The sequence below is a fragment of the Hwangdonia sp. genome, assembly GCF_048381975.1.
GTDB lineage: Bacteria > Bacteroidota > Bacteroidia > Flavobacteriales > Flavobacteriaceae > Hwangdonia > Hwangdonia seohaensis.
The window spans coordinates 458,180-470,785 of sequence record NZ_JBLWYT010000002.1; the positions used below are offsets into that span (position 1 = coordinate 458,180).

10 protein-coding genes are annotated in these 12,606 nt (G+C 37.1%); all 10 read left to right on the plus strand.

What is annotated here, in order from left to right; genetic code table 11:
- The first annotated feature begins 1 nt into the window (after window position 1).
- Window positions 2–1,480 carry an alpha-L-fucosidase gene (locus ACN5J7_RS05880; RefSeq protein WP_311942075.1) on the plus strand — a complete coding sequence of 493 codons (1,479 nt, stop codon included), beginning with the start codon at window positions 2–4 and terminating at the stop codon, window positions 1,478–1,480.
- Between the two features lie 14 nt (window positions 1,481–1,494).
- On the plus strand, window positions 1,495–3,732 hold the full coding sequence (locus ACN5J7_RS05885) for an alpha-L-fucosidase (protein ID WP_418603174.1): 2,238 nt from the start codon (window positions 1,495–1,497) through the stop codon (window positions 3,730–3,732).
- Between the two features lie 113 nt (window positions 3,733–3,845).
- Entirely contained in the window at window positions 3,846–4,721 is an 876-nt protein-coding gene (locus ACN5J7_RS05890) for an AraC family transcriptional regulator (protein WP_418603175.1), read from the plus strand.
- Window positions 4,722–4,989: 268 nt separating this feature from the next.
- Entirely contained in the window at window positions 4,990–5,703 is a 714-nt protein-coding gene (locus ACN5J7_RS05895; protein WP_418603237.1) for a pirin family protein, read from the plus strand.
- A 138-nt stretch (window positions 5,704–5,841) separates the two neighbouring features.
- A complete protein-coding gene (locus ACN5J7_RS05900) occupies window positions 5,842–6,276 on the plus strand; it encodes a DoxX family protein (protein ID WP_418603177.1) in 435 nt (144 codons plus the stop codon).
- A 98-nt stretch (window positions 6,277–6,374) separates the two neighbouring features.
- A complete protein-coding gene (locus ACN5J7_RS05905; RefSeq protein WP_418603178.1) occupies window positions 6,375–6,896 on the plus strand; it encodes a YceI family protein in 522 nt (173 codons plus the stop codon).
- Between the two features lie 235 nt (window positions 6,897–7,131).
- The gene (locus ACN5J7_RS05910) at window positions 7,132–7,707 is read left to right on the plus strand and encodes an MliC family protein (RefSeq protein ID WP_418603179.1); all 576 of its coding nucleotides are present in this window, start codon (window positions 7,132–7,134) and stop codon (window positions 7,705–7,707) included.
- Between the two features lie 160 nt (window positions 7,708–7,867).
- Complete coding sequence (locus ACN5J7_RS05915) at window positions 7,868–8,725, plus strand: fumarylacetoacetate hydrolase family protein (protein WP_311942093.1); 858 nt, start codon at window positions 7,868–7,870, stop codon at window positions 8,723–8,725.
- Between the two features lie 19 nt (window positions 8,726–8,744).
- Window positions 8,745–9,566, plus strand: a complete 822-nt coding sequence (locus ACN5J7_RS05920; RefSeq protein WP_418603180.1) for a glycoside hydrolase family 16 protein — start codon at window positions 8,745–8,747, stop codon at window positions 9,564–9,566.
- A 110-nt stretch (window positions 9,567–9,676) separates the two neighbouring features.
- Window positions 9,677–12,601, plus strand: coding sequence for a hypothetical protein (locus tag ACN5J7_RS05925; RefSeq protein WP_418603181.1), 2,925 nt, complete (start codon window positions 9,677–9,679; stop codon window positions 12,599–12,601).
- Window positions 12,602–12,606: the final 5 nt, after the last annotated feature.

Genomic DNA, 12,606 nt, shown 5'->3' on the forward strand with positions numbered 1-12,606 from the left:
TATGAATAACTTGAAGGTAAAAATATTTGTAGTATCTCTTCTCATTTTTAATGGCTTGCTAACGGCACAAACCACTTATCAACCAACTTGGGAATCATTGGATGCACGCCCCATTCCAGATTGGTTTCAAGATGCCAAGTTTGGAATTTTTATTCATTGGGGACCATATTCGGTGCCTGCGTGGTCGCCAAAAGGGACTTACTCCGAATGGTATCAATATTGGTTACAGAGCAAATCGCTTTTTGGCAATGGAAAATTTAAGGGTGATGAGGTAGTTCAGTTTCATAAGAAAACTTACGGTAAAGATTTTCCTTATTACAATTTCGGGGAAATGTTTAAAGCAGATTTATTCGAACCTGATGAATGGGTGCAACTTTTCGAGAAAGCGGGCGCAAAATATATTGTATTAACGTCTAAACACCATGATGGTTATACCTTATGGCCCAATAAAGAAGCCAACGACAGAGGTTTTGCTTGGAATAGTATGGAAGTAGGCTCTAAACGCGATTTGGTGGGTGAGTTAACCACGGCTGTTAAGAAAACCAATATTAAAATGGGCTTATATTATTCGCTTTACGAATGGTATCATCCATTGTGGCAAAGTGATAAAAAGCGTTTTGTAGACGAACATTTTTTACCTCAAATAAAAGACTTGGTTACCAAATATTCACCAGATATTTTATGGGCTGATGGCGAATGGGATATGGAGGCTGAAAAATGGAAATCGAAAGAATTTTTAGCTTGGTTATTCAACGAGTCGGCTGCCAAAGATCATATTGTAATAAACGACAGATGGGGAAAAGGCGTTAGAAAGCACCACGGCGGTTATTTTACAACCGAATACGAAACTGAAGCCCCGGAATTCAAACGTCCGTGGGAAGAATGTCGTGGTATGGGGTTTTCATTTGGATACAATCAAAATGAGGATGCACAAGACTATAATTCGCCCAAAGCGTTGGTACTGACCTTGGTAAATATTGTAAGTACGGGCGGCAATTTATTGTTGGACATTGGTCCAGACGCACGTGGCAATATTCCGGTAATTATGCAAGAACGGCTATTGCAAATTGGCGGTTGGTTAAACACAAATGGAGAAGCCATTTATGGTACAAGATTATGGAACAACTCCTTTCAATGGTCTTTAATGGGCGAGAAAAACTATAAACCAAAACAGCATTATTTAGGGGGCGATGTGATATTAAAACAAACCATAGACCCAGAACCGGACTTTGCCGTTAAAGAGTTGTTTTTTACACAAAACAACGAGGCTTATTTCACCATAATACCACAATGGAAACCCGAAATAACCATAAGGGATTTCAAAGCTTCAAATGATGCAAAAATCACATTGTTGGCAACACAACAAAATTTAAAAGGTAAGCAGGTAGGTAACGATTTTGTAATTACCTTGCCTGAATACAAGCCCAATTTGTTCAAAACAACCGACGAATATGCGTATGTTATTAAAATCACTAAATAGTTTATAAAATCAATATGAAAACCATTTTATCGTATTTCACCTTAGCTTTGTTAATTGTTTCATGCTCTAACAGCAATGGCAATGGGCTATTAATGCCAACCAGTTCAACTATTAAAATAGATGCTGATGATACCAAAGATTCCATCATTGTTAAAGCCGCTCATGTGGTGCCCACAAAAAACCAGTACGAGGCGCTAAAAAACGAGTTTATTGCTTTTATTCATTTTGGTCCCAACACGTTTACCCGAATGGAATGGGGCAGTGGTTTTGAAGACCCTAAAATTTTCGACCTTAAAAATTTGGATACCGACCAATGGTGCAAAGCCATGAAAGCCGCCAATATGGAAATGGTGATTCTTACCGTTAAGCATCACGATGGGTTTGTGCTTTGGCAAAGCCGTTACACCGAACACGGTATTATGTCCACTGGTTTTCAAGATGGAAAAGGCGATATATTAAAGGAATTATCGGCTTCTTGCGAAAAATACGGATTGAAATTAGGCGTGTATTTATCGCCAGCAGATTTATTTCAAATTGAAAATAAAGATGGTTTGTACGGTAATTTAAGTACATATTCAGACCGTGTTATTCCGAGACGCGTTGACGGCAGACCGTTTAAAAACAAAACTACTTTTACGTTTAATGTTGATGATTATAACGAGTATTTTTTAAATCAATTATTCGAATTGTTGACCGAATACGGTCCCATTCACGAAGTGTGGTTTGATGGCGCACACCCCAAACGCAAAGGCGGACAAAAATATAATTATTTAGCTTGGAAAGAATTGATTTCGGCATTGGCACCTGAGGCCGTGGTATTTGGCAAACAGGACATACGTTGGTGTGGTAACGAAGCGGGAGCCACTAGGGATACCGAATGGAATGTAATTCCGTATCAAAGCAATCCGCTTGAAATGAATAGTTTTGCGGATATCACTGGCGAAGATATTGGAAGCAGGGAAAAATTGTACGACGCTAAATATTTGCACTACCAACAGGCAGAAACCAATACTTCCATTCGCGAAGGCTGGTTTTACAGAGATGATACTTCGCAAAAAGTGCGTAGCGTTGATGATGTTTTTGATATGTACGAACGTTCAGTTGGAGGCAATACAACCTTCTTGTTGAACATTCCACCAAATAGAGAGGGCAAGTTTTCGCCGGAAGATGTTCGTGTTTTAAATGAAGTAGGCGAGCGCATAAACGAAACTTACTCGACTAATTTATTTGCTGATGCTTCTGGGCTTAAAAATGTTTTAGATGATGATGTTAATACTTTTGAATTGTTAAATTCTGATATAAAAGAAATCATTATTGAAACCAAAAAGCCTGTAACGATTAATAGGCTTGTTATTCAGGAAGCCATTGCAACACATAGCGAACGTGTTGAAAAGCATGCGGTTGATGCATGGATTGATAACACGTGGAAAGAGCTGGTTTCAGCAACCAATATTGGGTACAAACGCATTTTGCGTTTCCCGGAAACCACATCGAATAAATTTAGAATTCGTGTTTTGGAATCGCGTTTAAATCCAGCCATTTCATATATTACAGCGCACTATTACAATACGCGTCCCCCGCAATTGAGCATCACACGAACTATTGATGGCCAAGTTTCAATACAGCCTAAAAAACACGATTTTGGTTGGAAACCTCATGGCGAAGACAGTGCTGGAAATTTAAATACAGAACTAGAAATTAGGTATACCACCGATGGTAGCGAACCAACAAAAGACTCAAAGTTATTTAACGGATCTTTCTTGGCAACCTCCGGTGACATTAAAGCAGTGGCATTTTCAAAAGATCAAAAAGGAAGTGTGGTGTCTAAAAAATTAGGAATTCTTAAAAGTGATTGGAAAATTATAAAAGTAGATAGTTGGTCTTCTGACCATAAAAGCGAATTGGCTATTGACGAAAATCCAAATACGTATTGGAGGTCTGGCGAAAAAGGAAGTCCTCATTTTTTAGAGTTGGATTTAGGACAAGCTTATACTTTAAAAGCTTTTGCGTACACACCTCAAAAGGAAAATGGAAATGGCATGATTGAAAAAGGCGTTATCAAGGTGAGTAATGATGGTAAAACTTGGAAAGCTTTTGAAAGTTTTGAATTCGGAAATTTAATCAACGATCCCGTAATGCGTACGCACCAATTTCAATCCGCAATAACCACACGATACATAAGAATTGAATCACAAGTAATTGCAGGTGGCAAAAAAACAGCGGCCATTGCAGAATTGGATTTTTTCGAATAATCAATAATGTTTAAGCCGGTGCTATTTGTTATATTATTGGGCAAATACAAAGGCACCGGAAAACGAAATTGAAAAACGTTTCATGTAATTTTATAAGTGAAGAATAGTTGAAAATGAGCACCGTCAAAACATATCAAAAAGTAAATGTCGAACAGGAGAGCCTGAGTTTTGGAATCTCTAAAATGGAAGATATTTATACAAAACGACATGGAAAAGTTGACGAACCGCACCGACACAATTACTATACAGTTTTAATTATCAATAAAGCAAGGGGGCAACACAAAATAGATTTTAACACCTATGAGTTATCCGATAATCAAATTTTTTTTGTGGCTCCTGGGCAAGTACACCAAGTATTGGAAACCGAAAAATCTTTTGGGTTCTCCATGGTTTTTTCCAATCAGTTTTTGGTTGAAAATTCTATCCGTTTATCGTTTATCGATAGTTTAAACCTTTTTCAAAATTATGGTCAAAGTCCGCCATTAATCCCAAATGCAGCCCAATTTAAAACTATAGGTGATTTTGCAAATCAGATATACAATCTCTTCAACAGTGATGCAAACATGAAGCTGCTATCCATAGGGGCGTTTTTAAAGCTGTTGCTTATTGAGTGTAATAATGTTTGTTCCATAAATCCCATCGAATCCGATGTTGATACTACTGGAGACAACCTGATTAGAGCGTTTAAAAAAGGTGTTGAAAACCATTACAAAAAAGAGCATTCTACTACGTTTTATGCCAATGCGCTTCATATTAGCCCAGACCATTTAAACCGTACGGTTAAAGCCAGAATAGGTAAAACCGCAAAAGACTACATTCAAGCTAGAATAGTAACCGAAGCGAAAAGGCTACTGTATTTTTCCGATTTATCGAACAAAGAAATTGCCTATGAATTGGGCTTTAACGAACCTGCTAATTTTAGTGCTTTTTTTAAAAAACACACCCAATTATCGCCTTCGAGCTTCAAACAAAACGAGATTAAATCCTAGTTTGAAGTTAAATATCGGATTTTCATAAGCTTAGTCCCTTTTTTCATATTCCACAGGGTACTAATCGGTTATATATTTGCACCATACTTTTAAAGCAAACCATATGAATCGTAAAAAATTTATAAAAAAAGCATTATTAACAGGTGTTATTGGTACCGTTGCGCCGCAAATATTAAAAGCGGAAAACAGCAAACCAAAAACATCGACTTACGATACATTGATGCAACAAGTAGGATTTAATCATTTACCTAATAAAAACATAAAAACTATGAATACAGTAATTCACAAAGCAGCAACAAGAGGCGTAGCAAATCACGGTTGGTTAAACTCACACCATACTTTTAGTTTCGCTAATTATCACAACCCAGACCGAATGAACTTTGGAGTTCTTCGCGTTTTGAATGACGATATCGTACAGGCAGGAATGGGATTCGGAACACATCCGCACCAAAATATGGAAATCATTTCAATTCCTTTGGAAGGCGATTTAGAGCATAAAGACAGTATGGGAAATGTGGCCGTTATTAAAGAAGGTGATGTGCAGGTTTTAAGCGCAGGAACGGGTATTACGCATTCCGAATACAACAAAAATAAAGATAAAGAAGTGAAGTTTCTTCAGATTTGGGTATTTCCAAAAGAGAAGGATTTAACACCGCGTTACGATCAGATTTCAATACGGGAAATATCAGAAGAAAATAAATTCTACCAAGTACTGTCGCCCAATAAAGATGATCAAGGCGTATGGATAAATCAAGATGCTTGGTTTCATATAGGGAAATTTGAAAAAGGAAATTCAGACGAATATAAAATTAAAAAAGAAGGTAACGGAGTGTATGCTTTTATCCTTGAAGGCGATGTGGAAATTGATGGCGAAAAACTATCTAAAAGAGATGGTATGGGTATTTGGGACACAAACAGTATTACCGTTAAAGCTACCGAAAATGCACGTGTGCTTTTAATGGAAGTGCCAATGTCTGTGTAATAACATGCATTTATTTCACAGATAATCAAATATCAAAAAAACGTAAAAACAAAAATGTCTATAAAAGGAGATTGCAATAACCCTGCAATGGACATTAAATAAACATTTTAAAACAAGTATAAATAAACAATTAAATCAATGAATCAAATAACAAAAAACATTTTCAATCCAGGCACTTATACAAACAACATAAACTTAGTGCTTTTAATACTCCGTTTGGTAGTTGGTATTTTTATGCTCACGCACGGTATTGGCAAATTAGAAAGATTGTTTGGCGATGGCCCCATTCAGTTTGCAGATCCGCTTGGAGTAGGGGCAACAGCTTCTTTAGCGCTAACCGTATTTTCGGAGGTGTTTTGTTCCGTATTATTAATTATAGGATTGGGCACACGATTGGCAGCAATTCCACTATTCATAACCATGTTGGTTGCCGCAATTATAGTACATAGCGCCGATGGATTTGGAAGACAAGAGTTGCCACTTGTTTATACGACTATTTATATGGCCATTGCGGTTTTGGGCGCAGGTAAATATTCATTGGATTATTTGATAGCTGGAAGCCGAAAGCATTAATATAAAACAGCAAAAATGCTAGAATGCTTTAAACGAAAGTTTAAACGTATCTTTAAAAAACATAAAACAATAATTATTAACAATTAAAACATATAAAAATGAGTAACAACACAAATTGGTCAATCGACAACGCACATTCAGAAATTGCTTTTAAGGTAAAGCACATGATGATTTCAACAGTAACAGGACATTTCGAAGATTTTCAGGCAACTGCTAAAACAGATGGCGATAATTTTGTAAATGCTGATTTTCAATTTAGCGCAAAAACGGGGTCTATAAATACCAAGAACAAGGATAGAGATACCCATTTAAAATCCGATGATTTTTTCAATGCCGAAAAATATCCTGAACTTAAATTTGTTTCAAAATCATTTGATGGCGAAAAATTAATTGGTGATTTAACCATAAGAGATGTCACCAAAGAAGTTGTGTTAGATGCCGATTTTAACGGAATAGCGGTAGACCCTTATGGACAAACAAAGGCAGGTTTTGAAATTTCCGGACAACTTAACAGAAAAGATTTTAATCTTACTTGGAGTGCCGTAACAGAAGCCGGAAGCATTGTAGTTTCAGACAAGGTAAAATTGGTGGTTGATGTGCAATTCATTAAGCAATCTTAAGTTGAATACATACCGTTAATTGGTAATTGTTCAGATAAAAAATCTAAAATAAAAATACCAATTTTAAACGTAGCATTAAAAGGTTTGGGTACACACTCAAACCTTTTTTGTTATTAGCTTTTTTTATTAATTTTTCATCTTGTTTGGCAACGTTTTTGATTAGCCTATTGTGGTCATTCCGAGGCCAAATAAAACAATAAAACACACACTATTTATAATTAAAATCAAACTAAAAATGATAAAAAAAATTTTGACAACACTATTCGCAGCATTCATTTTAATGTCTTGCAAAGAAAAACCCAAACAAGAAAATACAGATTCGACAATAACAGAAACCGTTGAACATATTAATGACGATATTGTAGTAACGACGTCGACCAACAAAGACGGTGAAAAATTGGAATTGGAGTTTAATAACACCAAAGGAACGGCAACTGTTAATATAAACGGAGAAGCCATTGAATTGCTTGCAGAAAAAGCAGCATCTGGCATTTGGTATAAAAACGATCGCTACGAATTAAGGGGAAAGGGCAACGATATTGAACTCAAAAAAGATGGGAAAGTAATTTATAAATATGCCGATGATATAGTGGATTTAGAGGTAAAAAACGAAAAAGGCGATGTGCTGAACATGACCTTCAACAACTCAAAGGGTACCGTTGAAGCTTATTTAAATGGCGGTGAACAAATAGAATTGCTTGCTGAAAAAGCAGCGTCTGGAATTTGGTTTAAAAACGATAACTACGAATTAAGGGGAAAAAGCAACAAGTACAACTTAACTAAAGACGGAAAAACAATTTTTAAAAATTAAAACAATCAGCAATTAAATCTTAAAAAACATTGACGGTTTGGGTGAAAACTCAAGCCGTTTTTGCTTTAAATTAAGTATATTGCTACTTGAAAAGCAGTCGCTTTATTTTTGCGCTAAACTCTTAGAATATTTACCTTAAAATAATCATAAAGACAACAAAATGAAATTAATACGATTTGGAACAGAAGGACATGAAAAACCAGGTGTGCAATTAGCAGATGGTACCAGAATAGACGTATCTGGTTTTGGACAAGATTACAACGAAGATTTTTTTGGAGGCGATGGCTTAAAACGTTTGGGAAATTGGTTAAAAACAAACCAAGCAAGTTGCCCTAAAGTAAGTAACGCTGAGCGTTTGGGAGTGCCATTAACTCGACCGTCAAAATTAGTTTGCGTTGGTTTAAATTATGCAAAACACGCCGCCGAAGCTGGAATGAAAGTCCCAAAAGAACCGGTCTTGTTTTTTAAATCCACTACCGCACTTTGTGGGCCAAATGATGATGTTATCATTCCTAAAAATTCCGAAAAAACCGATTGGGAAGTCGAGCTAGCCATTGTTATTGGCAAAAAGGCGTCGTATATTGAGGAGGCCGATGCGTTTGACCATATTGCTGGCTATGTATTGCATAACGATGTCTCGGAAAGGGCTTTTCAAATTGAAAAAGAAGGCCAATGGTGTAAAGGAAAAGGCTGCGATACTTTTGCTCCGCTCGGGCCCTTTATAGCCACAAAAGATGAAATTCCAAATCCTAATAATTTAAACTTATGGTTGATTGTAAATGGCGAACGTTTGCAGGACTCCTCAACCTCAGATTTTATTTTTAATGTACAAGAAGTCGTGTCGTACATCAGTCAATACATGACCTTGCTGCCCGGAGATATAATTTCAACCGGCACACCTTTTGGCGTTGGCTTAGGCTTTGATCCGCCAAGATATTTAAAACCGGGTGATGTTATGGAATTGGGTATTGACGGTTTGGGAACTTCAAGACAAGTGGCAAAAGCGTATCAAGGTTAATTTATTTGAAATAAAAAACATGTCAAAATACACGTTCATCTTTTGCGCCATTATCTTTGTGAGCTGCAAAAGTGCTTCATTTAAAATTGCCGATGGTTATAAGTATATCCAAAAAGATGCGATTGATGCGAAAGACTGGAAATTGGTTTGGAAAGATGATTTTGAGGCACCAACCTTAGACACTACAAAATGGACTAAAATTCCGAAAAACAACGCCGATTGGGGAAACTACATGACCAGCGATCCCCGATGTTTCGATTTTTCCGAAGGGAAAATATACTTAAAAGGCATTGTTAACACCGATACCGTTTCCGATCCGCGACCGTATTTAACCGGTGGCATTTACACCAAAGGCAAGTTTGCCTTTCAGTATGGAAAAATTGAAATCCACGCTAAACTTGAAAGTGCTCAAGGCGCGTGGCCAGCAATTTGGATGTTGGCCGAAGAAAATAAATACGGTAAATATCCCAGAAATGGCGAGATCGATATTATGGAGCATCTTAATTTTGAAGATATAATTTATCAAACCACGCACTCGTATTACACTTTAGAGTTGAAGCAGAGCAGCAATCCGCCTCATTCAAAAACCACAGAATTCGACAAAGAAGCGTTTAATACTTTTGGTTTGGAATGGTTTCCCGATAAATTGGTTTTTACGTTAAACGGCAAAGAAACATTTACTTATCCAAGATTAACAGGCGTCGATAAATCGCAATGGCCGTATGATCAGCCGTTTTATTTGTTAATCGATCAGCAATTGGAAGGGTCATGGGTAGGTAAAGCAAATCCCGATGATTTACCGGTACAAATGATTATAGATTGGGTAAAGGTGTATCAATAAAATATTACAGATGTCGTATGGGAGTTTGCTAACAAAAATAAGTGTTGATTATTGAGCAATTATATTACACATGGGTATTTTTTTTCAGTTTTTAAAATGAAAATATGAATATGAAAAATTCAATCAAGACAAACTGTAAAAACCTTGGTGTTATTATGTTTGTTTCCATGGCATGCCTCTCAAGCTTACGTGCTCAAAACATGAGTGATTTACAAGTCTATGATGAATCTGTTTTTTCAAATGAAGATTGGCTAATCAACAATCAAAATTTCATTGCCAATATATGGAAATCTGAAGATGGAAAATCTATCGTGATGTCTAACGGAATTATTTCGAGAACCTTCAGAATCACTCCAAATGCTGCCACAACTAGCTTGAAAGTTTTAAGTAAACAAGAAGAGCATATTAGAGCAGTTAAACCCGAAGCCATTTTGTCAATAAATGGATTTACGGTAAACGTTGGCGGCCTAACGGGGCAGCCTAATTTAGCTTTTCTGTACCCAGATTGGTTAAGCAATTTAAAGGCAGACCCACTGTCGTTTAAATACACAGGATTTAATATTGGAACACCTGAAAAACGATTTGATTGGAAGCAAGTACGCCATACAGCGCCAAATGTTTCATGGCCGCCCAAAGGTGTTAAACTGGAAATGAATTATCAGCTAACTGATGTGGTACCGGAAGACTTAATAGCATTGGCCCAAGAAAGCAATATAGGGCGTAAAGTGAATTATCATGACGATTTTTCAACCATGGAAAGTGTTTGGAATATTCAAACGAGCAAAAATCACGAAAGAAGTTCGTTTTTCAATGAAGGAAAACCAGGTGAAATCTATACACCAAATAATACGGCTGTTTTCGCAGAATATAAACTTCCAAAAGGAACGGGATTGGTAGAAACATCCATAGATGCCGGAACCGATGTGAGTGGTTTTTGGGGGCCTGGAATTGCATTGGTTTGGAACGATAAAACCATCAAGTTTAACATGCGTCCGGGAAATGAATCTGGCTCGAAGAATACCGACGCTTGGAGATTTACGGTTTTTGATGGAAAGAAGGAAAACACAAGAGCAGGAGGTAAAGATAATGTAGATTTTGATGGCACATGGTTTTTGCGTTTACGAATAGAAGGCACAAAAGTTTATTGTGAGGCTAAGCCCAAAGCGGGAAAATGGAAAACCTATCAGGCTATAGATTTTGAAAAAGAAGTTCCCGATCCTTTATCGGTCAGGATAGGGAAATTGGGCAAAAACGCTTCAGGTGACGATCATGATGTTCCGGGAGAATTGGTTCGTTTAACTATAAATGAGTTTTCAGCTTATGGAAAAATTGATGAAAATGAAGTTCAAAAAATAAAGTCTAAATTAAGTGATTTGCAAAACCTTGTGGTTTCTGTTAACTACGATTTGTACGATGGTATTCCCGCATTGTCAAAATGGATTTCAATAACAAACAACTCAAATCAACCCGTTAAAGTAGATCAAATTATCTCAGAATATTTAGGGATAGCAGACCACAATCCTTATGGTGGTTACCGTGGTCGTGAAGATTTAAAAGTGAAACCCAATATTCATTTTGAAACAGATTATGCATTTTCGGCCATGGCAGCAAAAGTGGCAAACCATCAAACCGTTCATTGGGGAACAGATCAGGATTACGTTACCCAAATATCATGGATTCAGGATGTGCCTAATACCATGCGAATTTATCCAGATAATGGCTACCATGTAAATGTGACTGCGGGAGAATCGTTCGAGTCTATTCGGTCTTTTATGATTCCATACGATTCGTATGACAAAGAGCGCAATGGATTGGCACAGCGAAAAATGTATCGCACAGTTGCGCCGTGGATTACTGAGAATCCTATGATGTTTCACATCACACGGTCAAAATGGGAAGATTATACCAATGGAATTGATCAAGCTGCCGAAGTAGGTTACGAAATGGTAAACTTTTCATTTGGTAGCGGATTTAATCCCGAAGATGAAAGTGAAGAGAACTACACAAAAATGAAGAAGTCTGCCGATTATGCCCACGGGAAAGGTATTAAAATTGGGACTTATTCGTTATTGGCATCTCGTAGTATTAGCGCAAAGGACGATGTTGTGAATCCAAAAACAGGCAAACCGGGTGGGTTTGCAACCTTTGGAAATTCTCCTTGTTTAGAAAGTGAATGGGGGCAAGATTATTTCCGTAAAATGTATCGTATGTTTTCAGAAACCGGTTTTATGACTTTTACCCACGATGGTAATTATCCCGGAGATGTTTGTGCTTCTACCGAGCATCCCGGACATGACAATTTGGGTGATTCGCAATACAAACAGTGGAAACGATTAACAGATTTTTATAAATGGTGTAAATCTCAAGGAATCTATTTACGTGTGCCAGACTACTATTATTTATCAGGATCCAATCAAAATGGGGTTGGTTATCGAGAAAATAATTGGTCGTTACCGCGTAGACATCAATTAATTCATACACGCCAGAATATTTTTGATGGAACTTGGGAAAGCACTCCGTCCATGCGTTGGAGCTTTATTCCTTTAGCGCAATATCATGGTGGAGGTGCGGCCGCTACCATAGAACCTTTAAATGAGCACTTAGATCATTATGAAATGATGTTGGTTAGTAACATTGGTATGGGAATCCAATCGGCATTGCGAGGCCCTCGTTTATATGATACGGAAACCACTAAAGCCATGGTGAAACGTGTGGTTGGGTGGTACAAAAAATATAGGGATATACTAGAAAGTGATATTATTCATCTGCGTCGTGCTGACGGAAGAGATATAGATTATATGATGCACGTAAACCCAAATTTGAAAGAAAAGGGGTTTTTAATGGTGTTCAATCCAACCGATCATGTGATTCGTAAAAAAATTAAGGTTCCGCTGTATTACACTGGATTATCAAATGAAGCAGTAGTGAGGGAACAGGAAGGAACACAAAAATCTTTCGAATTAGACAGGGAATACGAAATTGAAATAGAGGTTGAAGTAAAACCTAATTGGTACAATTGGTATGTTATTGAATAAATGGG